Consider the following 24,290-nt stretch of genomic DNA (forward strand, 5'->3'; position numbering starts at 1 on the left):
CACTGGTCCCACCGGCCCCAGGAATCCCCGCCCGGGCGGGGATTCCCCGACTTGGCATGCCTTGCAAGGCACGTCAACCCCGAGAAACCCCCTCCAAGTCCTGGGCGGTCGGCCGGGCACCGGGTGCCGCGGGGCACGCCTCCCGACGCGGCCGTCGTTTCAGGCGGAGACGCCCTCGGGGAACAGCTCCTCACGCACGACGCGGGCGGTGGCCTGTGGGCGCTCGAGATCGGCCCAGTCGAATCGCAGGCCCCGCATCCCGGTGAGCCGACGCACCAGGTTCTCCCGCCCCTTCTCGCGCAGTACCGCGTCCTCGATGCTCTCGTCCTTCCGGCGCAGCTCGAGGTACTTGCCCTTGCCATCGATCTCAGCGAAGACGCCGAGCTTCGGCCAGGCGAAGTCGAGGATCGCGACGAGCCGACCGCGGGAGTCGTACACCTTGTACTGCGGCTCCGGCGCAGGTAGTCCACAGCGCCAGCAGAGGAAGAAGAACCGCGATTCCGCGACACTCTCGCACCGGTGGTCAGCCAGTCGGAGCACGAGGTCGGTGGCGCGAGACCGGGGCCAGCGCTCCATCGCGCCCTCGTAGCGGTCCCGTAGCGCCGAGATCGTGGTCAGTCCGCGGTGGAGCAGGTCGTTGACGTGGACGAGGGCGACCTCGGTGCTGCAGGTCGTGGCCAGCTCGAGGAGGGCGCGGCTCGGACTCGTCACGGCAAGGCCGCGAACATCGACGACGTCGCCCTCCAGGAGCGTGCCTCGGTGGCGCCGGATGCCGGACTCGACGCGGCCCCCGATCCCGTCCCGGCTCGTCAGGTGGACCGCGTCCAGCGGCAGACCCCACCGGGGCGCTCCGTGGGAGACCAGTGCCGAGGCGTGCGAGACCACGACGGCCCGTCCTGCCTGGGCCACCGCGGCCCGAGCCGTCAGCTCGTGACGACCGAGTTCGTCGAGGGCATGCCACGTGGGGCCGTCGACGTACGCCCCGCGGCGCGGCCGGGAGAGCACCCCCTGGCGGACCGCGTCGGCAAGCATCTCGTCGGTCCATCCACGCGCCACCAGGTCGCGTCGGAGGTGGACGGGGGAGAGGAGGAGCTGGTTCCGGTCGTCGACGGTCATGCCTGGAGGGTGGGTCGGCGGACGGGTGCTCCGCAGTCGCGCGCCGGCGCCGGTGGATAGCGACGCACGGGCCCGGCCTGTGGACAGCCGCTGGCGGGGCGGGCGCAGTGGGTGCGGTGGGCGCGGTGGGCGTACTGGGTGGGCGTGTCCCGGGGTTCGCGTGCCTTGCAAGGCACGCGGAGCCAGGGAATCCCCGCCCGAGCGGGGATTCCTGGGGCGACCGGTGCGGGTGGGGCGGGTGGGGCCGCCCAGCCGTCCCCGGCCGCGAGCCGGCGAGGGACGGCGGGCCGGTCAGGGCGCCCCGGTAGGGTCTGTCCACGTGTCTACGCCTCTCTCCCCGCGTCCCGGCCGTCGTACCGCGGCGGTCTCCGCCGCGCTCCTGCTGAGCGTCTCGCTCGCTGCCTGCGGGTCCGACGAGGAGGGCGGGGCGACCGGGTTCGACGCCGTGGAGATCAGCGGCGAGGTCGGCTCGGCGCCGGAGGTGGCCTTCGACGGCCAGATGAGCGTCGACGGCACGGAGACCGAGACCCTGGCCGAGGGCGACGGGGCCGAGCTGGCCGCGGGCGACTCGGTGATGGTGAACTACTGGATCGGCAACGGCTTCGACGGCGAGCCGGTCGACGACTCGTACGGCGACAAGACCGCCGGCGCGCTGGTCACCCTCGGGGCCGAGCCGCAGCAGCCCCAGACCGTCGACCAGGTCGCCGCGGCCGCCGCCACCCGCCTGGTCGAGGCCGGCGCGACCGTCGGGTCGCGGATCGCCACCGTCGGCACCGCCCCCGAGGTCCTCGGCCTGCCGGGCGTGCCCGAGCTCGGGATCGGCAACCTCGACCCCGTGGTGCTCGTCGTCGACCTCGTCGAGCAGCCCCTCGAGGCGCCGGAGGGCCAGGACGCGGCGGACGTACCGGGGTGGGTGCCCGAGCTGGTCGAGCGCGACGACGTCCCCACCGGCTGGGACTTCCAGGGCACGCCCGAGCCCACCGACGAGCTGCGCAGCGCGACCCTGGTCGAGGGCGAGGGGCCCGAGGTGGAGAAGGGCGACCTGCTGGTCGCGAACTACCTCGGCCAGGTCTACGACGGCGACGAGCCGTTCGACGAGAGCTACAGCGGCGAGCCCGTCGGCTTCGGGATCGGCCTCGGCCAGGTCATCGAGGGCTGGGACGAGGCGCTGGTCGGCCAGACCGTCGGCAGCCGCGTCGTGCTGGCCATCCCGCCCGCCCAGGGCTACGGCGAGCAGGGCAGCCCGCAGGCCGGCATCGAGGGCGACGACACGCTCTACTTCGTGGTGGACGTCCTCGGGGCCGCGTGAGCCGGCTGCGAGACTGACGTGGTGACACCGGAGGCGCAGACGGAGGCGAAGTCCGAGCGCCTGCTCAACCTGCTGATCATGCTGCTGGTCCAGCGTCACCTCGTGCCCAAGGCGCGGATCCGCTCGATCCTCTACCCCGACCACTCCGACGACGCCTTCGAGCGCAAGTTCGACCGCGACAAGGAGGAGCTGCGCAGCCTCGGCGTGCCGATCGAGGTCGGGGCGATGGACGCCCTCTTCGACGACGAGCCCGGCTACCGGATCCGCCGCGACGAGTTCGCGCTGCCTGAGATCGACCTCGACCCCGAGGAGGCCGCGGTCGTCGGGTTGGCGGCCAAGGTCTGGGACCACGCCCGCTTCGCCACCGCCGCGAGCGACGCCGTCCGCAAGCTGACCGCCGCCGGGGTCGACGTCGACACCAGCCGGCTCGACATCGTCCAGCCCCGGCTGCGCGCCGACGAGCCGTCCTTCGAGGTCTTCCTCGAGGCCGTGCGGGACCGGGTGCCGGTCCGCTTCGACTACGCCCGCGCGGGTGCGGCGCCACAGACCCGGCACCTGCAGCCGTGGGGCGTCACCCGCTACGCCGGACGCTGGTACGTCGTGGGCCAGGACACCGACCGCAGCGCCGAGCGGGTCTTCCGGCTCTCCCGCGTGCGCGGTCGCGCGCACACCGACGGTGACCCCGGGTCGTACGACGTGCCGCCCGGCACCGACCTGCGCGAGGTCGCCCGGCGCCTCGCCCCCGCACCCAGCCACGAGCGGTCGGTGCTGCTGGTGCGCCAGGGCGCCGGCCACACGCTGCGCCGCGACGCCGTCGACGTCGAGGTCGGCGTCACCGGCCCCGACGGTCGCGAGGACTGGGACCGCCTCGTGCTGACCCGCGGCACGGTCGGCCTGGCCGACGAGGTCCTCGGCCACGGCCCGGCCGCCTTCGTCGAGGAGCCGGCCACGCTGCGTGAGGCCGTCGTCACCCGGCTCCGCGCGCTGCCCGACCCCGTAGGAGACCTCCCGTGAGCCCGACGACGCGCAAGCCCCCGGCCGGCGCGGGGGAGCAGGTCACCCGCCTGCTGACCCTCGTGCCGTTCCTGCACGCCCGCGGCAGCGTCGACCTCGCCGCGGCCGCCGACCTGCTCGGCGTCTCCCGCGACCAGGTGGTCTCCGACCTCAAGGTCCTCTTCATGTGCGGCCTGCCCGGCGGCTACCCCGACGACCTGATCGACGTCGACATCGACGCCCTCGAGGACGAGGACGGCGACGGCGTCATCCGGGTCGCCAACGCCGACTACCTCGACCGGCCGCTGCGGCTGAGCCCCACCGAGGCCTCCGCGGTCATCGTCGCGCTGCGCGCGCTGCGCGCCGGGACGCAGGACGACACCCGCGCCGTCGTCGACCGGGTGCTCGGCAAGCTCGAGGCGGCCGCCGCCGGGGGGCCCGACCCCTCCGCGGTGGAGACCGGCGCCGACGAGGCCGGCGACGCCCTGTCCCGCCTCGCGGGCGAGCTGGCCGACGCCGTGGCCCGCGGGCGCCAGGTGCGGCTGCGCTACTGGGTCCCCACCCGTGACGAGGTCTCCGACCGGGTCGTCGACCCGCGCGCGGTCGTGGAGCACGACGGGCACGCCTACCTCGACGCCTACTGCCACAGCGCCGAGGCGCCGCGGCTCTTCCGGCTGGACCGCGTGCAGCACGCCGAGGTGCTCGAAACGGAGGTCACCAGCGTCCCGGCCCGTCCCCGCCGGCTGACCGGCTCGCTGCTCGGCACCGCCCGCGACACGCCCCGGGTGACCCTGCGGCTGCGCCCGGAGGCCTCCTGGGTCACCGACTACCACCCCGTCGAGGACGTCCGCCCGGCCCCGGTCGGCCCGGAGGGCACCGTCGACCTGGAGGTCCCGGTGGCCGACGAGCGGTGGCTGACCCGGCTTCTGCTCCGCCTGGCCCCGCACGCCGAGGTCGTCGGACCCGAGCCGTACGCCGACGCGTTGGCGCGGGCCGCCGCGGACACGCTCGCGCTCTACGACCAGGCCAACAGCGGGCGAACGGCGCGTTGACGCTGCGCCGACGGCGCACGGACGACGTGCTCGCGGCGTGGTTCGGGTCCCCGGCCCACCGGGAGCGGCGTACGATGAACTCGTCCGTCGTCCAAGCCCCGGTCCTCCGACCGGGTCGTCTGTGAGGTCGCCATGTCCTACCCCATGCTCGGGATGCCCCAGGGTGCCGAGTGGTTCATCATCCTCGCGATCGTGATCCTGGTCTTCGGTGCCGCCAAGCTGCCGGACCTCGCGCGCAGCACCGGTCAGGCGCTGAAGATCTTCAAGTCCGAGACCAAGGGCCTGATCGACGACGACAAGGACAAGAGCAAGGACAAGTCCACGCCGGTCTCGAGCACCGACGGCTCCGACGTCACGGTCGCGGGCGAGCTGCCCCCGGCCAGCGGTGAGGCGACGACCGACGCGTCGACGACCTCCACCGAGCGCCACCCCGGCTGACCCTGCCGCTCCCTGTGTCGATCACCGGCGTCGCCCGCATCTTCGTCGGTCGCCCCGTCCACCCCGTGGGCGACGACGGCCGGATGGCCCTCTCGGACCACCTGCGCGAGCTCCGTGCCCGCATCCTCAAGGTCGCCATCATCCTGCTGGTCGGCCTGCTGGTCTCCCTGCTGTTCTTCCAGCAGGTCTACGACGTGGTCTACGGACCCCTCAAGGACGCTCGCGCGAACCTGCCCGAGGACAGCGGCCTGGACACCACGCAGGGTCCGGCCGGCGGCCTGATGCTCTACCTCAAGCTGTGCGGGTTCTCCTCGGTCGTGGCCACCAGCCCGCTGTGGCTCTACCAGATCTGGGCGTTCATCGTCCCGGGCCTGCACGCCCGGGAGAAGAAGTGGACGCGGGTGTTCGCCGCGATCGCCGGGCCGCTGTTCCTGGCCGGCGTCGCGCTGGGCTACCTGACCCTGGCCAAGGGTCTGGAGATCCTGATCGGGCTCAACCCGCCGGGGCTCACGAACCTGGTGGAGTTCAACGAGTACCTCCAGTTCTTCAGCCGCACCCTGCTGGTCTTCGGCATCTCCTTCGAGATCCCGCTCTTCGTGGTGCTGCTCAACCTGGCCGGGATCATCGAGGGCAAGACGCTGGCGGCCTACCGGCCCTGGATCATCGTCGGCACCTTCGTCTTCGCCGCGATCGCGACGCCCTCGGCGGACCCGTTCACGATGACGATCATGGCGATGCCGATGGTGCTGCTGTTCCTCATCTCCGAGGTCATCGCCCGGAGCAACGACAAGCGGCGGGCCAAGCGGCGCGAGGCGCTCGTCGCGGCCGCCGAGGCGTGAGCGCGGCGGAGCCCGGCGCGCCCCTGCTGGTCGAGGTCGACCCGTTCGACCTGCCCGAGTGGCTCGGGGAGACCGACGTGGTGTGGTCCGGCGGGTCGGGGCTGCGTACGGCCCACCTCGTCGAGGGTGCGCTGTCCGGCGGCCCCGGCCGGCAGACGCCGTGCGACCTGCTCGCCGTCGACGAGGCGTACCCGACGATCGTGGCCACCGACGACACCCGGGTACGCGCCCACCGCGCGTGGCGCCACGGCCAGGTCCTGGTGGTGCTCCACGGCGACCGCGTGACCCTGGCCGCCCCGGGGACCCGCTGGACCTCCGAGGGCGTGCTGGACGCGATGTCCCGGCTGGCCCGGGCCGTCGGGGCCTCGCCCGAGCACTTCGCGGTGCACCTGCGGATCGGCGACGACCGCTAGCCCGGTGCCAGCCCTCCGGGGGTGACCGACCCCCTCGGTAGGGTCGGGTCGTGGTTGTCCCCAGGCGCGAGGTCGCGCTGATCACCAACCCGGCCGCCGGCAGGGGCCGGTCGGCCGGTGCCCGCGACGCCGTCGTCAACCGCCTCCGCTCCCGGGGCGTGCGCGTGCGCTCGCTCGAGGGCCGTGACCGGTCGAGCGCCGGCGACCTGGCCCGCGCGGCCGTCGCCGACGGGGTGGACGCGCTGGTCGTCTGCGGCGGTGACGGGATGGTCAACGTCGGGCTCCAGGCGGTGGCGGCCACCGGTACCCCGCTGGGCATCGTGCCGACCGGTAACGGGAACGACACCGCCCGCTCCCTCGGCATCCCGCGCGACGACCCGGTCGCCGCGGCCGACGTCGTGGCCCGCGGCTCGATCCGGATCGTCGACCTCGCCGTGACCGGGGGCCGCTACTACGCCACCGTGCTCGCCGCGGGATTCGACGCCCTGGTCAACGAGCGGGCCAACCGGATGCGCTGGCCGCGCGGCCAGGCGCGCTACCACCTGGCCACCCTGGCCGAGCTGCGGACCTTCGCGCCCCGGTCCTACACCCTCGACCTCGACGGGCGGGTCGAACGTACGGACGCGATGCTGGTCGCCGTGGGCAACGGGCCGTCGTTCGGCGGCGGTCTCCGGATCACCGAGGGCGCCCGGCTCGACGACGGGATGCTGGACGTCGTCGTGATCGCCCCGATGCGCCGCGCCGAGCTGGTCCGGGTCTACCCGCGCCTGCTCGACGGGTCGCACACCAGCCTGCCGCAGTACACGCACCACCGAGCCCGACGCGTGACGGTCGCCGCCCCCGGCATCGTCGCCTACGCCGACGGGGAGCGGTTCGGACCGCTGCCCACCACCATCGAGGCCGCCCCAGGGGCACTGGCGGTCCTGGCCCCCGGAGGTGCCGCATGACCACACCGGCCGAGCGCTACGCGTCCTACCGCGCGGAGCGCGAGCACCCCGTCCTGCGCGACTTCGCCGCGCACTACGAGTTCGCGCTCGACGACTTCCAGCTGCGTGCCTGCCGCGCGATCGAGGACGGTCGCGGCGTGCTCGTCGCCGCGCCGACGGGGTCGGGCAAGACGATCGTCGGCGAGTTCGGCGTCCACCTGGCCCTGCAGACCGGACGCAAGACCTTCTACACCACCCCGATCAAGGCGCTGTCGAACCAGAAGTACCACGACCTGGTCGCCCGCTACGGGCCCGAGAACGTCGGTCTGCTGACCGGCGACGACGTCGTCAACGGCGACGCCCCGGTGGTCGTGATGACCACCGAGGTCCTGCGCAACATGCTGTACGCCGGGTCCAGCACCCTGATCGGCCTCGGGTTCGTGGTGATGGACGAGGTGCACTACCTCGCCGACCGCGCCCGCGGCGCGGTGTGGGAGGAGGTGATCATCCACCTCCCGGAGTCGGTCAGCGTGATCTCGCTGTCCGCGACGGTCTCGAATGCCGAGGAGTTCGGCGAGTGGCTGGCCACCGTGCGCGGCGAGACCACCACGATCGTCGAGGAGCGACGCCCGGTCCCGCTCTACCAGCACGTCCTGGTCGGGCGCCGGCTGCTCGACCTCTTCGCCTCCTCCGACGTCGACGCCTCCGCCGGGTTCGTCCAGGAGGGCGCGCCGGTCAACGACGAGCTGGTCAAGCTCGCCCGCGACGACTGGGCCGCGACCCGGATCAAGGACCGCCGCACCCCGAAGAAGGGCCGGGGCAAGACGCCGCGCCCGTCCGGCGGCGGCGGGGGAGCCGGTGGGGGGCAGAACGGTGCGCGCCCCGTCGGCAACGGCCGGCGCGTGTGGATCCCGAGCCGGGTCGACGTGCTCACCGCGCTCGACCGGGAGGGCCTGCTGCCGGCGATCACCTTCATCTTCAGCCGGGCCGGCTGCGCGGCCGCGGTGCAGCAGTGCCTGGACTCCAACGTGCGGCTGACGACGCCGGCCGAGCGCGAGGAGATCCGTACCTTCGTCGAGGCGTCCTGCCGGGACCTGCCCGCCGACGACCTGCAGGTGCTCGGCTACCACGAGTTCCTCGACGGGCTGGTCCGCGGCGTGGCCGCGCACCACGCCGGGATGCTGCCGGCCTTCAAGCACGTGGTGGAGGAGCTCTACCTGCGTGGGCTCTGCAAGGCGGTCTTCGCGACCGAGACCCTGGCGCTGGGCGTGAACATGCCCGCACGCACCGTCGTCATCGAGAAGCTCAGCAAGTGGAACGGCGAGACCCACGCCGACATCACGCCGGGGGAGTACACCCAGCTGACCGGTCGTGCCGGTCGGCGCGGGCTGGACGTCGAGGGCCACGGCGTCGTGCTGTGGCAGCCCGGGATGAACCCCCGCGAGGTCGCCGGGCTGGCCTCGACCCGCACCTACCCCCTGCGCTCGTCCTTCCGGCCGTCCTACAACATGGCCGTCAACCTGGTGCACCAGTTCGGCCGCACCCGCTCGCGCGAGCTGCTCGAGCAGTCCTTCGCGCAGTTCCAGGCCGACAAGGCCGTCGTCGGCCTCGCCCGGCAGCTGCACAAGGCCGAGGACGCGATGGAGGGCTACGCCGAGGCGGCGACCTGCCACCTCGGCGACTTCATGGAGTACGCCTCGCTGCGCCGCCAGGTCAACGAGGTGGAGAAGGACGCCAGCCGCAGCCGCCGCGCCGACCGTCGCGACCTCGCGCTCGGGTCGCTGCAGAAGCTGCGTACCGGGGACGTCATCGAGGTGCCCGGCGGCAAGTTCGCCGGCACCGCCCTGGTGCTGGACCCGGGCTGGGACCCCGACAACCCGCGGCCGTACGTCCTGACGCAGCAGCGCCAGGCCCGGCGGCTCGGGCCGATGGACTTCCCGGAGCCGGTCGAGGCGCTGGCCCGGATGCGGGTGCCGAAGAGCTTCAACGGCCGCAACCCCCAGCAGCGCCGCGACCTGGCGGACGCGCTGCACAAGCGCGCCGCCGACATCCCGCCGCCGCACCTGCGGGCATCGGCGCGCGAGGACGGCCGAGGAGACGGCCGGGACGGCGGACCGGACCGTACGGCGGCCCGGGTCTCCGACCTGCGCGCCCGGATGAAGGCGCACCCGTGCCACGGGTGCTCCGACCGCGAGGACCACGCCCGCTGGGCCGAGCGGCACTTCAAGCTCGAGCGCGACTCGGCCACCCTGCGACGGCGGGTGGAGAACCGCACCAACACCGTGGCGCGGCAGTTCGACCGCGTCTGCGAGGTCCTCACCGCCCTGGGGTACCTCGAGGGTGACGAGGTCACCACCGAGGGAGCGCGGCTGCGCCGCCTGTACTCCGAGATGGACCTCGTGGCGGCGGAGTCGCTGCGCCAGGGCCTCTGGGACGGGCTCACGTCCTCGGGCCTGGCGGCGGCGCTGTCGGTGCTCGTCTTCGAGGCGCGCCGCCCCGACGACGCCCGCTCCCCGCGGGTGCCCGGCGGGAACACCGGCGCCGCCATCGACGCGATGATGCGGCTCTGGGGCGACCTCGACGGCCTCGAGAAGCAGCACCACCTCGACTTCCTGCGCCGCCCCGACGCCGGCTTCGCCTGGTGCGCCTTCCGCTGGGCCGAGGGCGACGACCTCGACGACGTCCTGGGGACGACCGACCTCACCGCCGGCGACTTCGTGCGCTGGATGAAGCAGCTGGTCGACCTCGCCGGCCAGGTGGCCACCGCCGCCGGACCCGGCCCGCTCCGCGACACCGCGCGGGCGACGGTCAAGCAGCTCAAGCGGGGCGTGGTGGCCTACTCCGGCCTGGCGGAGTAGCCCGGCGGAGTAGCCCGGCGGCTCGGTGGTCGAGGAGCGGGCGCCGGTGTCCCCGGCGGTCGAGGAGCGGGCGCCGGCCCGGTGGTCGAGGAGCGAGCGCAGCGAGCGTCACGAGACCTCGACCTGTGACTTTCACGCACCTGGTGCGTGAAACGGTCAGGTCGACGTGCCCGGGCGGCCCGGCCGGGTGGTCGAGGAGCGAGCGCAGCGAGCGTCACGAGACCAGGCCGGCGTGTCGATGTGTGATCTGCGTGCACCTGGTGCGCGCAGATCACACATCGACTGGGTGCCTACCGGTGCCGCTGGTGGACGTGGCCCGATCCGGCGGTACGGCTGCTGGCATTCACAGCCGGGTCGGAAGGGTGGGGCGTCATCGCGAGGTGTTGACGCGAGGGCGGGTCTCGTGACGCTCGCTTCGCTCGCTCCTCGACCACCGGTGGGGCTGGGGTCTCGTGACGCTCGCTTCGCTCGCTCCTCGACCACCGGTGGGTGGCCGGGTCTCGTGACGCTCGCTTCGCTCGCTCCTCGACCGCCGAAGTCGCCCTGGGTCAGTCGCGGGCGAGGGCGGCGGTGAGGCGGGCGACGGGGGAGTCGAGGCCGTACTGCTCCGACAGCGCGGCCAGGCGGTCCGGGTCGGCCGGCGACGTCGGCAGGTCCAGGTGGGAGCGGTCGAGGTCCAGCTCGCGGGCGACCGCGACCACGCGCGGGGCGACGGCGAGGTAGTCGGCGGCGTCCTTGACCTTGCGTCGCGGACCGGCCGCCATCCCCGAGTCGGGGTCGTGGGCCGCGGCGACGATGCCGGCCAGGTCGCCGTGACGACCGAGCAGGGAGGCGGCGGTCTTGTCGCCGACGCCGGACACTCCGGGCAGGCCGTCCGAGGCGTCACCGCGCAGGGTGGCGAAGTCGGCGTACTGGCGGGCGTGGACGTCGTACTTCGCGACCACCCAGGCGTCGTCGACGCGCTCGTGGCGCCCGACGCCGCGGGCGATGTAGAGCACCCGGACCTCGGCGTCGTCGTCGACGAGCTGGAACAGGTCGCGGTCGCCGGTGACCACGTCGACCGGCATCCCGGCGCCGGTGGCGAGCGTGCCGATCACGTCGTCGGCCTCGTAGCCCGGGGCGCCGATCACGGTGATCCCGAAGGCCGCCAGCACCTGCTGGATGATCGGGACCTGGACCCCGAGCGGGTCGGGGACCTCCTCGACGTCGGGGGCGGTCTCGACCTCCTCGACGACACGGTGGGCCTTGTAGGTCGGCAGCAGGTCGACGCGCCACTGGGGGCGCCAGTCGTCGTCCCAGCAGCAGACCAGGTGGGTCGGCTGGTAGTCGGTCACCAGCCGGGAGACGAAGTCCAGCAGCCCGCGCACGGCGTTGACCGGGGTGCCGTCGGGGCCGGCGATGTCGGGCACGCCGAAGAAGGCGCGGAAGTACATCGAGGCGGTGTCCAGCAGCATCAGGCGCGGCGCGGGGGCGGTCACATCGGCACCGTAACCCAGTCCGCCGGGGCCGCGTCCGCGCTGCGGACGGCGCTCGCGGCGGCCGGGCGGTCCGCCCCGCCACGGCGGACGAGGGGCCGGAGGGGGTGCGGGGTGCGGCCGGCCCAGGTCAGGCGGGCGTCGTCCCAGACCTCGAGGTCGTACGCCGCCCGTGGCGCCCGGCGCGCCAGCCGCCGGACGGAGCCGACCAGGCCCCGGTGCGGCGCCTCGGCCGACGGCACCCGACGGAGCCAGACCTCACGACCGCTGCCCACGCCGCCACCCTAGGACTCCCGCCCGCCCGCGTGCTGAGCATCCCCCACGCGCAGCCGCAGGGAGCCCTACGCTGGCCCGCGTGAGCGCAGATCCTTCCGGTGTGGAGCCCACCGACCGCAAGATCCTCCAGCTGCTGGCCCGTGACGGCCGGATGTCCTTCACCGACCTGGGGAAGGCGACCGGCCTGTCCACCTCCGCGGTGCACCAGCGCGTGAAGCGCCTCGAGCAGCGCGGTCTGATCCTGGGCTACGGCGCCACGGTCAACCACGCCGAGATGGGCCGGCCGCTGACCGCCTTCATCTCGATCCGCCCGATCGACCCGGCCTCGCCGGACGACGTCCCGCAGCGCCTCGAGCACGTCGACGAGATCGAGTCCTGCTGGTCGGTGGCCGGCCAGGAGTCCTACATCCTCAAGATCCGCGTGTCGACGCCGGCCGACCTCGAGGACCTGCTGGCCCGCATCCGCGCCGCGGCCAACGTCTCCACCCGCACCACCATCGTGCTGTCCACGGCCTACGAGAACCGCCCCGTCGGCTAAGGCCGGCCCCCGCCGGTCAGGCTCAGGTGGCCTGCAGCGCGGCCGCCCGGCGCGACATCGCGGCCGCCTGCGCGGGCGTCATCGAGCCGGAGTCGGGCGCGACGTTCTCGGCCCACCAGCGCTGACCCTCCTCGGGCAGCGTGTGGATCGGGTCGTAGTAGGGGTAGGTGCGCGTCAGCGCCTCGGGGTCGTTGGCCTCGATCGAGGTGCGGTAGTTCTTGGTCCACCCCGAGACACCGTGCACGGTGTCGTACGACGTCAGCTGGTGCACCCAGCGCTTGCCGACGAACGGCACGTCGCAGACCAGTCGCGGGGTGGCGAAGCCGGGCAGGTAGCCCATGATCGCGGTCTGCAGCCGCTGCGCGTCGGCGACCGAGGTGCGCCAGTGCTCGGCGAACGGGATCATGTCGCAGAGGTAGAAGTAGTACGGCATGATCTGCGCGCCGTCGAGGAGCGCGAAGCAGAGGTCGAGCAGGGCGTGCGGGTCGGCGTTGACGCCGTCGAGGATGACGCCCTGGTTCCGCACGTCGCGCAGGCCGGCGTCCAGCATCGCCCGGGTCGCCCGGGCCACCAGCGGCGTCACCGACGCGGCGTGGTTGGCGTGGGTGTGCAGCGCCAGGGAGATCCCGCGGCGCCGGGCGAGCGTGGCGACCCGCTCCACGCCGGCGACGACCTCGGGCTGCAGCCAGTGCTGCGGGAGCCCGACCAGCGCCTTGGTGGCCATCCGGATGTCCCGGATCGACTCGATCTCGAGCAGCGAGGTCAGGAAGGCCTCGAGCCGGGGCCACGGCATGTTGGCCACGTCGCCGCCGGACACGACGACGTCGCGGACGCCGGGGGTGCGGCGCAGGTAGTCGAGCATCGCGACCAGGCGGTCGTTCGGCTTCCCGGTGAGCTTGAGCTTCTCCACCGTCGGGGTCGAGTTCCCGACGAGGTCCATCCGGGTGCAGTGCCCGCAGTACTGGGGGCAGGTCGGCAGGAGCTCGGCCAGCACCTTGGTCGGGTACCGGTGGGTGAGGCCCTCGGTCACCCACATGTCGTGCTCGTGCAGCGAGTCGCGGGTCGAGTACGGGTGGGAGGGCCAGTCCGTGCGGCGGTCGGAGAACACCGGCAGCATGTAGTGGCGCACCGGGTCGGCGTGGAAGGCCTCGGTCAGCGACCCGGGCCCGCGCGGGGTCTCACGGGACGCGATCGTGTTGAGCATCTGCGGCGGGAGCAGCATCGACATCGTGGCCCGCTCGGCCTGGTCACGCTCGAGGTCGGCGTAGAACGAGTCCGCCACCAGGTCGCCCAGCACGGCCTTCAGCTGCGCGGGGTTCTTCACGCAGTGCGAGCGCTGCCACTGCACCGACTCCCAGTCCGCGACCGTGACGTCGCGCCAGCCGGGGAAGCGGGTCCAGTCCGGCTCGACCAGCTCGGGGGCGCGGTACGGGTACGGCTGGCCGGTCTCCAGGCCGATGGAGGTCTCGATGCTCATGGGGCTCCTCGTGGGATCCGGGCCGGCGGGTGCGGGTGGTGGGTGCGCGCAGGCGCGTCGCGGTGGCGGCGGGTGCGCCGTCGTGCCACGATAAGCGAAGATCATCCGGCATATCCACTCCCACGCCGGAGGATCTTTCGACAAGGACGTCATCGACGACGTCCCCGACGGAGGTGGCGATGACCAGCGCGACGAGCGGCACGACGACCCGGGAGCGCGTGGGCGACCCCGTCGGCCTGCACCGCGTCCTCGACCCCGACCCCGCGACGTCCCGGGTGCTGCCGCAGGCCGCCTGGCGCCTGGACACCCGTCACGAGCTGTGGGACGACGAGGTCCGGGTCCGCGTCGAGCGGCTCAACCTGGACGCCGCGTCCTTCCGCCAGCTGCGCGAGGAGCACGGCAGCGGTGCCGCCGTGCGGGAGGCCGTCCTGGCGATCGTGCGCGAGCGCGGCAAGATGCAGAACCCCGTCACCGGCTCGGGCGGCATGCTCGTCGGCACCGTCGAGGAGGTCGGCCCCGGCTCGGGCCTCGGCCTGCAGGTGGGCGACCACGTCGCCACCCTGGTCTCCCTGACGCTGACCCCGCTGGTCGTCGAGGACGGCCTGGCGCGCTGGGACGGCGAGGACGAGCAGGTGCCCTGCGACGGGTACGCCGTGCTCTTCGGCCGCTCCGTGGCCGCCCGGCTGCCCGTGGACCTCCCGACCGCGCTGAGCCTGTCCGTGATGGACGTCTGCGGCGCCCCGGCGCTGACCGCCCGCGTCTGCGCCGAGCACCTCGCCCGCACCGGCACCGCCCCGGTGGTCGCCGTGGTCGGCGGGGCCGGCAAGTCCGGCTCGCTCAGCCTGGCCGCGGCCCGTGAGGCCGGCACCACGCGCACGATCGGGGTGGTGCCCCACGAGCAGGAGGCCGCGCGGCTCCGTGCTGCGGGCCTGGCCGACGTGGTCGCCGTGGCCGACGCCCGCGACCCGGTCGCGCTGCGCGACGCCGTCGCCGCAGCGGGCGGGCCGGCCGACGTGACCGTGGTCTGCGTCGACGTGCCCGGCTGCGAGGGCGGGGCCGTGCTGGCCACCGCCGACGGCGGCACGGTGGTGTTCTTCTCGATGGCGACCTCGTTCCCCGCCGCCGCGCTCGGCGCCGAGGGACTCGCCGCCGACGTGCGGATGCTGGTCGGCAACGGCTACGCCCCGGGTCACGCCGACCTGGCCCTGGACCTGCTGCGGCGCCACGACGGCGTACGACGTCTCTTCGAGGAGCGCGGATGACCACCACCACGACCACGACGACCACGACGACCACGGCGCCCCGCGCCAGCAAGCTGCACCTCGACGCCGACCTGGTCGCGCGGGCGCGCGGCCTGGCCGCCCAGGCCGGGGAGCCGATCGTCGACCTCGCCCGCCGCCACACGACCGTCTCGGTCGAGCGCGCCACGCTGCGGCTGGCCGGGCTGGCCGGCGCCGACCCCGAGGGCACGCCCTGGGCCAACCGGCTGCTCGACGTCGTGCGCGCCGACCTCGGCGACGACGCCCTGCCGCACGGCGTCGCCCTCCCGGTCTGGGACGCGCTGGCCCGCGGCGAGGCCGACGACCTCGCCACGCTCGCTGCGAAGGCCTCGGCCGGCTCGGTGCGCTTCCGGCTCCCCGCCGGCGCCGACGCCGCCCGGGCACGCACCGCCGCCACCGAGGCGGTCGCCGTCGGCGTGGCCCGGATGGACGCCCGCCGCACCGAGCGCGACCACCTCGTCGCCACCGTCGGCGACGCCCCCCGGCAGCCGTGGATCTACCTGATCGTGGCGACCGGGGACATCTACGAGGACATCCCGCAGGCCCAGCAGGCCGCCCGCGAGGGCGCCGACGTGATCGCGGTGATCCGCTCCACGGGGCAGAGCCTGCTCGACTTCGTGCCCGAGGGGGCGACCCGCGAGGGCTTCGCGGGCACCTACGCCACCCAGGAGAACTTCCGGCTGATGCGGGCCGCGCTCGACGAGACCGGCCACGAGCTCGGCCGCTACATCCGGCTGACCAACTACGCCTCCGGGTTGTGCATGCCCGAGATCGCGGTCCTGGCCGGCCTCGAGCGCCTCGACATGATGCTCAACGACTCGATGTACGGGATCCTGTTCCGCGACATCAACCCGGTCCGCACCTTCGTCGACCAGCGCTTCAGCCGCCAGGTCCACGCCCGGGCCGGGATCATCATCAACACCGGCGAGGACAACTACCTCACCACCGCGGACGCCATCGAGGCCGCGCACACGGTCACCACCAGCCAGCTGCTCAACGAGTACTTCGCCCGCGAGGCCGGGCTGGAGGACTGGCAGCTCGGCCTCGGCCACGCCTTCGAGATCGACCCGGCGGTGCCCGACTCCTTCCGTCTGGAGCTCGCGCACGCGCTGCTCGCCCGCGAGCTGTTCCCGACCGCGCCGCTGAAGTGGATGCCGCCGACGCGGCACATGACCGGCGACATCTTCCGCGGCTACCTGCTCGACGGGTTCTTCAACCTCGCCGGTGCGCTGACCGGGCAGGGCATCCTGCTGGTCGGGATGATGACCGAGGCCGTGGTGACGCCGTGGCTCTCCGACCGTGACCTGGCGCTGCAGAACGTGCGCTACGTGATGGAGGCCGCGGGCTCGCTGCACGAGGACTTCCACCCGGCACCCGACGGCGTGATCGCCACCCGGGCCCGCCACGTGCTGGGTGAGTCGATGGACCTGCTGGGCAGGATCGTGGACCACGACGGCACCGGCTCCGGCGGGGGCCTGCTCGCCGCCATCGCCGACGGGACGTTCGGGCTGATGAAGCGTCCGGCCGAGGCCGGCCGGGGCCTGGACGGGGTCGCCGAGACGGCCCCGGGCTACTGCAACCCGGCCCGGGAGCTGCTGGAGACCGCGCCCACGCCCACGGCCACGGCCACGAGCACGAGCACGACCGGGACGGGGGCCGAGGCATGAGCATCGTGCGCCCCTACGGGGACACCACCGGCGACGGCATGGTCCAGCTCAGCTTCACCCTGCCCGTGCCGCACTCCAAGGTCGCCGAGGGCGCGGCCGCGCAGCTGGCCACGAAGATGGGCCTCGACGCCGTCCTGGTCGCGCACTCCCGTCCGATGGGCCCGGACTTCACCTTCTTCGTCGTCTACGGCCGTACCCACCACCTCGTCGACACCGACGCCGTCGAGGTCGTCGAGCGCGACTTCCCGCTGCTGACCCCGAAGGAGGCCAACGCCGCGGTCAAGGAGTCGCTCCAGCGGCGCCTGGTCGTCGTCGGCGCCTGCATCGGCACCGACGCGCACACGGTCGGGATCGACGCGATCCTCAACATCAAGGGGTTCGCCGGCGAGAAGGGCCTGGAGTACTACCGCGAGCTGCGCACGGTCAACCTCGGCGCCCAGGTCTCGGTGCCCGAGCTCGTCGCCCGCGCCCAGGAGGAGCAGGCCGACGCGGTGCTGGTCTCGCAGGTCGTCACGCAGCGCGACGCGCACCTGCTGAACACCCGCGAGATGTCCGCGGCCTTCCGCGAGGCCTACCCGGAGGAGCGGCGACCGCTGCTCGTGGTCGGCGGTCCGCGCTTCGACGAGTCGATGGCCGCCGAGCTCGGGGTCGACCGGGTCTTCGCGCGGGGCACCACGCCGGGGGAGGTGGCCTCGTTCCTGGTCCACCGCCTCGCCCGGACCGACGCCGCGGGCCGGGACGACCAGGAGAGCCCCGCATGAGCCAGCCCCCCGAGCAGGACGGGTCCCCGGTCGGCACCCGGGTCGTCCACCGTCGCTACGTCCCGTACAGCCACGCCCACTACGCCGGGAACCTGGTCGACGGGGCGTACAGCCTCGGGCTCTTCGGCGACGTGGCCACCGAGCTGTCGATCCGGGTGGACGGCGACGAGGGGCTCTTCGCCTCCTACGACGACGTCCAGTTCAGGGCGCCGGTCCGTGCGGGCGACGTGCTCGAGGTGGAGGCCGTCCTCGTCCGTGCCGGCACCCGGTCGCGGCGCCTCGAGCTCGAGGTCCGCGTGGTGGCTCGCGGCGAGCCCACCGCCGACCAGCCCGGCGCGGCCCGCATGCTCGCCGAGCCCCTGGTGGCGACGACCGCGACCGGCACCGTCGTCGTCCCGGCCCGGGACGGCTGAGCGCGCGACTCCCGTGGTCCGATCCCTCGGGCCGACCGCCGAGCGGCGGCGTGTCGCGGGCGACACGCCGCGCAGGACGGGATTGGCACGTTCAATTCCGGGTCGAAAGACCCCGTGCTGACCTGCGCCGACGCCGGTCCGTGCAGGTCAGGACCGTGTTGACAGCCCGCGCCGGCCCTACCAAGGTTTGACCTACCGCTCATGCAGGCCGTGGTCTGTGGACCGGCGTCCGAGTGGCCGTGACCGGGGGGTGCTGGTGCCGAGCACTCCTCCGCGCGGTCCACGGATCCGGTCCACCCCGCGCGAGCGGGACGGAGGGGACCCGGGGTCCCTAGACAACGGGGCTCTCGTGACATCCGGTCGCGCGTGCCTCGGACCGAAGGCACCCGGGTCCCCTCCGTTGCTCGGCACCGTCCCCGGTCCGACGGGCCCGGCACCCACGGGTGCCCACGCCCCGTGCGGACCGCCCCGGTAGGTTCGCCGCGTGCTCGTCCGGTTGCTCGTGGCCCTGGTCTCGGGAGGGCTGCTCGCCACATCGTTCGAGCCGCTGACCTGGTGGTGGGTCACGCCGTTCTGCGTCGCCGGCCTCGCCCTCAGCGTCGCCGGGCTGCGCCCGGGTCGTGCGTGGTGGCCGGCGCTCGTCTTCGCCGTCGCCTTCTATTTCCCGCACATCGTGTGGATGCGGGCCGTCTCGACCGGCGCCTGGCTCGCGCTGGCCGGCATCGAGGCGGTCTTCTACGCCGCCCTGGGGCCGGTGCTGGTCGTCCTCATGCGGCATCGCGCCTGGCCGCTGTGGGGTGCCGGCGCCTGGGCGCTCGCGGAGACGGTGCGCTCCTCGTGGCCCTTCAGCGGGATGCCCTGGGGCCGGCTCGGCTTCGGGGTGATGGACACCCCGGTCGCCCCGGCCCTGGGCTACGTCGGCGCCACGGGCGTGGGCTTCGGGCTCGCCCTCGCGTCCTTCTGCCTGGCCGCCGCGGTCCTGACGCTCCACGGCGGTGCCGGAGGGTCCCGGCGGACGGCTCGTGCCGGCACCCGCGCCGTGGCGGGCCCCCTGGTGACCGTCGTCGTGCTGGTCGCCCTCACCGGCCTCGCGGCGGCGTTCCCGGTCCGCCTCGCCGTGACCGGTCAGGCGACGGTGGCCGCGGTGCAGCCCGACGTCCCCGGCGCCGGGAACGACATCCTGGCCGGCTTCCGCGAGGTCACCGCCAGCACCGTCCAGGAGACGGTCGACCTTGCCGCCGACGTCGAGGCCGGCAGGGTCCCGCGCCCCGACCTCGTGCTGTGGCCGGAGAACTCCACCGCCGTCGACCCGTTCGCGGACACCGTGACCAACGCCGGCATCCGGCGCGCCTCCGCGGCGATCGGTGTCCCGGTCGTGGTCGGCGGCATCGTCGACGGCGGGCCGGGCGAGGTGCTCAACCAGGGCCTGGTGTGGGAACAGGGGGACCGCACCGCCGAGGACGTGACCGAGCGCTACACCAAGCGGCACCCGGTGCCGTATGGCGAGTACATCCCCGCCCGTGACCTCCTGGAGGACCTCGGCGTCCCGATCGGGAACTTCGGGGACCTCGCGCTGATCCCGCGCGACATGGTGGCCGGGGAGCGGACGACGCCCCTGCAGGTCGCCGGGATCGCGATGGCCGACGCGATCTGCTTCGACGTCGGCTACGACGACGTCCTGCACGACCAGGTCCTGGGCGGCGCCGAGCTGCTCGCGGTCCAGACCAGCAACGCCACCTTCATCGCCACCGACCAGGTCGACCAGCAGTTCGCGATCACCCGCGCCCGCGCCGTCGAGGCCGGTCGCTGGCTCGTGGTCGCCTCCACCAACGGGATCACCGCGGTGGTCGCCCCGGACGGCTCCGTGGTCGCCGAGGTGCCCCGCCGGGCGACCGCGACGCTGCTCGAGCAGGTCGACCTCGTCGAGGGCGTCACCCCGGGCGTGCGGGTGGGGCGGTACGCCGGCTGGGGCGCGCTGGGGCTGACGGCCGCCGGGCTCGCCCTCGGTCTCGCCGCAGGTCGCCGACGGGTGCCTGGCACGATGGAGGAGCACGACCCGACGTCCCCCGCCCCGCCCCACCCGAGCTGAGGNCTCGCGGCGGCGTTCCCGGTCCGCCTCGCCGTGACCGGTCAGGCGACGGTGGCCGCGGTGCAGCCCGACGTCCCCGGCGCCGGGAACGACATCCTGGCCGGCTTCCGCGAGGTCACCGCCAGCACCGTCCAGGAGACGGTCGACCTTGCCGCCGACGTCGAGGCCGGCAGGGTCCCGCGCCCCGACCTCGTGCTGTGGCCGGAGAACTCCACCGCCGTCGACGATGCCGCCGACCTCGCCTGGATCGTGGAGCGGCTGCACCGGGCCCACCCCGACGTCGACGTGCTCGTGGTCGACGACGGCTCGCCCGACGGCACCGGCCGGATCGCCGACGGCCTCGCGGCCGCCGACGGTCGGGTCAACGTGCTGCACCGCACCGGCAAGGCCGGCCTGGGCGCGGCGTACCTCGCCGGCTTCCGGTGGGCGCTCGACCGCGGCTACGACGTCGTCGGCGAGATGGACGCCGACGGCTCCCACGCCCCCGAGCAGCTCGACCGGCTGCGGGCGGCGCTGGTCGACGCCGACCTGGTCATCGGCTCCCGCTACGTGCGTGGGGGAGCGGTGCACAACTGGCCGCTGCACCGCCAGGCGCTCTCGCGGGGCGGCAACGCCTACGTACGCCTCCTGCTGGGCCTGCCGGTCCGTGACGCGACCGCCGGCTACCGGCTGTTCCGCCGCAGCGCCCTCGAGCGGATCGACCTCGAGGCGGTGCGCTCGGTCGGGTACGTCTTCCAGACCGACCTCGCCGCGCGGGCCGTCCGGGCCGGGCTGCGGGTGCGGGAGGTGCCGATCGACTTCGTGGAGCGGCTGCGTGGCGAGTCGAAGATGAACGGCTCGGTGGCCACCGAGTCGTTGCGGATGATCACCCGGTGGGGAGTCGCGGAGCGGCGGGCGCAGCTGCGCCGCGCGCTCCGCCGTCCCGGGGCCGCCGCGGCACCGGCCGGCCGGCACGACCAGTCCGCGGCGGGGCGACGATGAGCAGCACCCGCCCCGGCACGGCGCCGCGTCGCCGCCGGTGGCTGCCGCTGCTCCTGGTCGTCGCCTTCGTGGTGATGCCGATCGTCGAGATCTACGTCCTGATCCAGGTCGGCCAGGTCATCGGCGGCTGGTGGACGGTCCTGCTGCTGCTCCTCGGCGGCGTGGTGGGGTCCTGGCTGGTGCGCCGCGAGGGCGCCCGGGCCTGGCGGGCGCTGCAGGACGCGTTGCGTCGCGGTGCCGTGCCCGGCCGGGAGATCGCCGACGGGGCGCTGGTCCTGGTGGGCGGCACCCTGCTCCTGGCCCCCGGCTTCGTCACCGACGCCCTCGGGGTGCTGCTGGTGCTGCCGCTCACGCGGCCGTTGTGGCGCCGGCTGCTCGGCCAGGCCATCACCCGTCGCCTGCTGGTCGCCGGGCCGCCTGCCGGACCGGGCGGGTTCCCGGGGTTCCCCGGGTTCCCCGGCGGTGCTCCGGGCGGTCCCCAGGGTGGTCCGGGTCGGCCCGGACCGCAGCGGCCGGGTCCGGGGACGACGAACCCCGGACCAGCCGGCTCGGGGCCGGTGGTCCGGGGTGAGGTCGTCGACGACGAGTAGGGGTCACGCCCCTGCTCGGTCGGCTGCGGTCAGGCCGAGGCCTTGCGCTTGCGCGCGTTGGCCCGGTGCAGGTGGGCCGGACCGATCTCGCCGCCACGCAGCAGGTCGAGGCGCTCCTTGAGGATGTCCTCGAGCTCCTTCTCCGAGCGGCGCTCCAGCAGCATGTCCCAGTGGGTGCGGACCGGCTTCTCGGCCTTCTGCTCCTTGACGATGCCGGAGATGCTGAGGCCCTCGGCGCCGCAGCGCGGGCACTCCCACACCGCGGGCACGTCGGCCTCGACCGACATCGTGATCTCGAACTCGTGGGACTGGTCGCAGCGGTATCCAACCTGCTGACGAGCCGCGAACTCGATCCCTCGCTCGTCCTCGAAGCTCTGGCCGCCGAGCCGGGCTCCGCGCAACGTACGCTCCGCCATGGGGGGCACCTCCACAAACAGTTGGGCCCGGCTGACCAGGGGTGGCACGGATCGTGTCCGTGGCCCCCGAACGTCGGGTGGACGTCGTCGACGACCGAGATGGTGAACGGTCGTGTACCGGGGTGTTGACGGGTCAACGCTACCCAGGCCTCCAACATTCCAACCCCACCGCTCGGGTGGCTCACCCCGCGGTCCGGCTCGTGCGCTCCTCCGCCGCCGGCCCGGCGTGCACCGGGAGCATCAGCACCAGCCCGAGCAGCAGCACCGCCACGACTCCCAGGACGCCGAAGTACTGCGCGTCGTCGGTGCGTGCGGCGTCGGTCAGCGCCGCGCCGGCGAGGATCGAGACCGAGAAGGCGGCCGGGGCCAGGAAGCTGACCGCGCGGCCGGTGGTGGCGTAGAGCCCGAACACCTGGCCCTCGCGACCGGCCGGGATGATCCGGGCCAGGAAGGTCCGCGACGCCGACTGGGCCGGGCCGACGAAGGCCGAGAGCAGCAGCCCGAAGCCCCAGAAGACGCCGCGGCCCCCGTCGTGGAGGACGAAGACGGCCGTGCCGGACACCACCAGCGCGACCAGCGAGCCGACGATGACCCGCTTGGGCCCGAGCCGGTCGTCGAGCCAGCCGGCGGCGATGGTCGAGATGCCGGCCACCACGTTGGCGGCGATGCCGAAGACGATGACGTCGCCGTCGGAGAAGCCGAAGGTGCCGGCGGCGAGCACCCCGCCGAAGGTGAACACCCCGGCGAGGCCGTCCCTGAAGACCGCGGAGGCGCCGAGGAACCGGACCAGGCGGGGGTCCTCGCGCCACAGGTCGCGGACGCTGGCGAAGAGCCGGCGGTAGGACTCGAGCACGCCGACGCGCGGGGCGCGGCCCGGGGCCTCCTGCGGTGCGTCACGCAGCGTGAGCAGCACCGGCAGCGAGAACAGCAGCGTCCACCCGGCGCAGAAGAGCATCGTGACCCGGACGTCCAGGCCGTCGGCGTCGGTGACGCCGAAGAGGCCGACCTCGGGGCTGATGAGACCGAGGTAGACCACCAGCAGCAGCACGATGCCGCCCAGGTAGCCCATGCCCCACCCGAGCCCGGAGACCCGGCCCACGGTGGCCGGGGTCGCAACGCGGTGCAGCAGCGCGTTGTAGTTGACCGAGGCGAGCTCGAAGAAGACGTTGCCGGCGGCCAGCAGCAGCAGGCCGAGCCAGAGCAGGTCCTCCCGGGGCTCGACGAGGAACAGCGCGGCCGAGAGCACGACCACCACGAGGGTGTTCAGCCCCAGCCAGCGGGTGGGGCGCCCGGAGCGGTCGGCACGCTGCCCGCTGACGGGGGCGAGCACGGCCACCAGGACGCCCGCGCCGGCCAGCGCCCAGCCCAGCGAGGTGTCGGCCTCGGGCCCGAAGGAGTCCGAGGTGATGTAGACGCTGAAGACGAAGGTGGTGATCACGGCGTTGAAGGCCGCCGAGCCCCAGTCCCACAGGCCCCACGCCCAGACCGGCCAGCCGAACCGTCGGCTGCCCGTGCCGGTCGCCGTCCCGGTCGCGGTCCGGCTCACCGCACGGCCCCGGTCGGCCACGCGCCGCGCTCGCGCAGCACGTCGCGGAGCAGGTCGGTGCGGTCGGTGAAGAGGCCGTCGACGCCCAGGTCGAGCAGCTCGCGCATCTCGTCGGGGTCGTCGACGGTCCAGACGTGGACCGGGACGCCGGCGGCGCGGGCACGGCGTACGAGCCCGGGGGTCACCACGGTGACCGGACCGCGGCGGCGCGGGACCTGGACCGCCGCCACCCGGCCGCCGGTCAGCAGGCGGGCCAGGCGGCCGCTGGGCAGGAAGCGGAAGGCGGCCGCCTCGGGCGGCGTCGCGGCCGTGCGGACCCGGCCGCGGGTGCGGCGACGGAAGGCGGCGGTACGGGGGATGCTGAACGACCCGACCAGGACGCGGTCCCACGCCTGCTCGGCGTCGAGCAGGTCGGCCAGGAGCGCGCCGGCGCGGGCGCTCTTGAGGTCGACGTTGAAGGTCGCCCCCGGCAGCGCGCGCAGGAGGGCGGCGAAGGTCGGGACCGGTTCCCGCCCGCCGACCCGGGCGTGGCGCACGACGTCGTACGGCAGGCTCTCGACCCGGCCGGTGCGGTCGGTGACCCGGTCGAGCACCGCGTCGTGGAAGGCCAGCAGGACGCCGTCGGACGTGGCGTGCACATCGGTCTCGAGGTGGGTGTAGCCGAGGTCCCGCGCGTGCTGGAAGGCGACGAGGGTGTTCTCGAGCCCGAGCAGGTCGGGGTGGGCGGCGCCGCCGCGGTGCGCGAAGGCCAGCACCGGGCCGGGGGGACGCGGTCGGGCGGGCACGCAGGCAGTATCCACCCCGACCCCGGTCGACGTCGCGGGCCGCACCGGGCAG

The 24,290-nt window shown here is 74.1% G+C and carries 23 protein-coding genes; 16 read left to right on the forward strand and 7 right to left on the reverse strand.

Features of this window, described 5'->3' with window-relative positions; all coding sequences use genetic code 11:
- Positions 1-159: 159 nt before the first annotated feature.
- Positions 160-1,116, reverse strand: a complete 957-nt coding sequence (locus GV155_RS10185; protein ID WP_160007640.1) for a type IV toxin-antitoxin system AbiEi family antitoxin domain-containing protein — start codon at positions 1,114-1,116, stop codon at positions 160-162.
- A gap of 319 nt (positions 1,117-1,435) precedes the next feature.
- Between GV155_RS10185 and GV155_RS10190 the strand changes: the two genes are divergently transcribed.
- From GV155_RS10190 to GV155_RS10225, 8 genes are all read left to right on the forward strand, one after another.
- The gene (locus GV155_RS10190) at positions 1,436-2,425 is read left to right on the forward strand and encodes an FKBP-type peptidyl-prolyl cis-trans isomerase (protein WP_160007642.1); all 990 of its coding nucleotides are present in this window, start codon (positions 1,436-1,438) and stop codon (positions 2,423-2,425) included.
- Positions 2,426-2,446: 21 nt separating this feature from the next.
- The gene (locus tag GV155_RS10195; protein ID WP_236554244.1) at positions 2,447-3,439 is read left to right on the forward strand and encodes a helix-turn-helix transcriptional regulator; all 993 of its coding nucleotides are present in this window, start codon (positions 2,447-2,449) and stop codon (positions 3,437-3,439) included.
- Entirely contained in the window at positions 3,436-4,470 is a 1,035-nt protein-coding gene (locus GV155_RS10200) for a helix-turn-helix transcriptional regulator (protein WP_160007644.1), read from the forward strand. The genes GV155_RS10195 and GV155_RS10200 overlap by 4 nt, the downstream gene beginning before the upstream one ends.
- A gap of 132 nt (positions 4,471-4,602) precedes the next feature.
- The gene (gene tatA, locus GV155_RS10205; RefSeq protein ID WP_160007646.1) at positions 4,603-4,908 is read left to right on the forward strand and encodes a twin-arginine translocase TatA/TatE family subunit; all 306 of its coding nucleotides are present in this window, start codon (positions 4,603-4,605) and stop codon (positions 4,906-4,908) included.
- A 14-nt stretch (positions 4,909-4,922) separates the two neighbouring features.
- On the forward strand, positions 4,923-5,747 hold the full coding sequence (gene tatC / locus GV155_RS10210; protein ID WP_160007648.1) for a twin-arginine translocase subunit TatC: 825 nt from the start codon (positions 4,923-4,925) through the stop codon (positions 5,745-5,747).
- On the forward strand, positions 5,744-6,160 hold the full coding sequence (locus tag GV155_RS10215) for a hypothetical protein (protein ID WP_160007650.1): 417 nt from the start codon (positions 5,744-5,746) through the stop codon (positions 6,158-6,160). Before tatC ends, GV155_RS10215 begins: the two co-directional genes overlap by 4 nt.
- A 50-nt stretch (positions 6,161-6,210) precedes the next feature.
- A complete protein-coding gene (locus tag GV155_RS10220) occupies positions 6,211-7,107 on the forward strand; it encodes a diacylglycerol kinase (RefSeq protein ID WP_160007652.1) in 897 nt (298 codons plus the stop codon).
- Positions 7,104-9,944: a DEAD/DEAH box helicase gene (locus tag GV155_RS10225; RefSeq protein ID WP_160007654.1), complete on the forward strand. Its 2,841-nt coding sequence runs from the start codon at positions 7,104-7,106 to the stop codon at positions 9,942-9,944. Before GV155_RS10220 ends, GV155_RS10225 begins: the two co-directional genes overlap by 4 nt.
- Positions 9,945-10,492: 548 nt before the next feature.
- On the opposite strand, the gene GV155_RS10230 is transcribed toward GV155_RS10225, so the two are convergent.
- Complete coding sequence (locus GV155_RS10230) at positions 10,493-11,398, reverse strand: 5'-3' exonuclease (RefSeq protein WP_160011132.1); 906 nt, start codon at positions 11,396-11,398, stop codon at positions 10,493-10,495.
- A 20-nt stretch (positions 11,399-11,418) separates the two neighbouring features.
- Complete coding sequence (locus GV155_RS10235; RefSeq protein ID WP_160007656.1) at positions 11,419-11,694, reverse strand: hypothetical protein; 276 nt, start codon at positions 11,692-11,694, stop codon at positions 11,419-11,421.
- Positions 11,695-11,774: 80 nt separating this feature from the next.
- On the opposite strand from GV155_RS10235, the gene GV155_RS10240 reads away from it, so the two are divergent.
- A complete protein-coding gene (locus tag GV155_RS10240) occupies positions 11,775-12,233 on the forward strand; it encodes an Lrp/AsnC family transcriptional regulator (RefSeq protein ID WP_268892598.1) in 459 nt (152 codons plus the stop codon).
- A gap of 22 nt (positions 12,234-12,255) precedes the next feature.
- On the opposite strand, the gene GV155_RS10245 is transcribed toward GV155_RS10240, so the two are convergent.
- Entirely contained in the window at positions 12,256-13,710 is a 1,455-nt protein-coding gene (locus tag GV155_RS10245; protein WP_160007658.1) for a KamA family radical SAM protein, read from the reverse strand.
- Between the two features lie 179 nt (positions 13,711-13,889).
- Here GV155_RS10245 and GV155_RS10250 point away from each other — a divergent pair, with 179 nt between their 5' ends.
- The 7 genes from GV155_RS10250 (at position 13,890) to GV155_RS10280 (ending at position 21,491) form a co-directional block, all read left to right on the forward strand.
- Complete coding sequence (locus GV155_RS10250) at positions 13,890-14,972, forward strand: L-erythro-3,5-diaminohexanoate dehydrogenase (protein WP_160007660.1); 1,083 nt, start codon at positions 13,890-13,892, stop codon at positions 14,970-14,972.
- A complete protein-coding gene (locus tag GV155_RS10255; RefSeq protein WP_160007662.1) occupies positions 14,969-16,657 on the forward strand; it encodes a lysine 5,6-aminomutase subunit alpha in 1,689 nt (562 codons plus the stop codon). Before GV155_RS10250 ends, GV155_RS10255 begins: the two co-directional genes overlap by 4 nt.
- Entirely contained in the window at positions 16,654-17,418 is a 765-nt protein-coding gene (locus GV155_RS10260; protein WP_160007664.1) for an OAM dimerization domain-containing protein, read from the forward strand. The genes GV155_RS10255 and GV155_RS10260 overlap by 4 nt, the downstream gene beginning before the upstream one ends.
- Positions 17,415-17,831 (forward strand): hotdog domain-containing protein, encoded by a 417-nt coding sequence (locus GV155_RS10265; RefSeq protein ID WP_160007666.1) that lies wholly within the window; start codon positions 17,415-17,417, stop codon positions 17,829-17,831. The genes GV155_RS10260 and GV155_RS10265 overlap by 4 nt, the downstream gene beginning before the upstream one ends.
- Before the next feature lie 484 nt (positions 17,832-18,315).
- A complete protein-coding gene (lnt, locus tag GV155_RS10270; RefSeq protein WP_160007668.1) occupies positions 18,316-19,920 on the forward strand; it encodes an apolipoprotein N-acyltransferase in 1,605 nt (534 codons plus the stop codon).
- A 249-nt stretch (positions 19,921-20,169) separates the two neighbouring features.
- Positions 20,170-20,901 carry a polyprenol monophosphomannose synthase gene (locus GV155_RS10275; protein WP_268892618.1) on the forward strand — a complete coding sequence of 244 codons (732 nt, stop codon included), beginning with the start codon at positions 20,170-20,172 and terminating at the stop codon, positions 20,899-20,901.
- A complete protein-coding gene (locus GV155_RS10280) occupies positions 20,898-21,491 on the forward strand; it encodes an FxsA family protein (RefSeq protein WP_201300132.1) in 594 nt (197 codons plus the stop codon). Before GV155_RS10275 ends, GV155_RS10280 begins: the two co-directional genes overlap by 4 nt.
- A 29-nt stretch (positions 21,492-21,520) precedes the next feature.
- On the opposite strand, the gene GV155_RS10285 is transcribed toward GV155_RS10280, so the two are convergent.
- From GV155_RS10285 to GV155_RS10295, 3 genes are all read right to left on the reverse strand, one after another.
- Complete coding sequence (locus GV155_RS10285; RefSeq protein ID WP_160007670.1) at positions 21,521-21,907, reverse strand: RNA polymerase-binding protein RbpA; 387 nt, start codon at positions 21,905-21,907, stop codon at positions 21,521-21,523.
- Between the two features lie 181 nt (positions 21,908-22,088).
- Positions 22,089-23,453: an MFS transporter gene (locus GV155_RS10290; protein ID WP_201300133.1), complete on the reverse strand. Its 1,365-nt coding sequence runs from the start codon at positions 23,451-23,453 to the stop codon at positions 22,089-22,091.
- Positions 23,450-24,238 (reverse strand): glycerophosphodiester phosphodiesterase family protein, encoded by a 789-nt coding sequence (locus tag GV155_RS10295; RefSeq protein ID WP_236554245.1) that lies wholly within the window; start codon positions 24,236-24,238, stop codon positions 23,450-23,452. Before GV155_RS10295 ends, GV155_RS10290 begins: the two co-directional genes overlap by 4 nt.
- Positions 24,239-24,290 lie beyond the last annotated feature (52 nt).

It is taken from the genome of Nocardioides sp. AX2bis (genome assembly GCF_902506435.1).
GTDB lineage: Bacteria > Actinomycetota > Actinomycetes > Propionibacteriales > Nocardioidaceae > Nocardioides.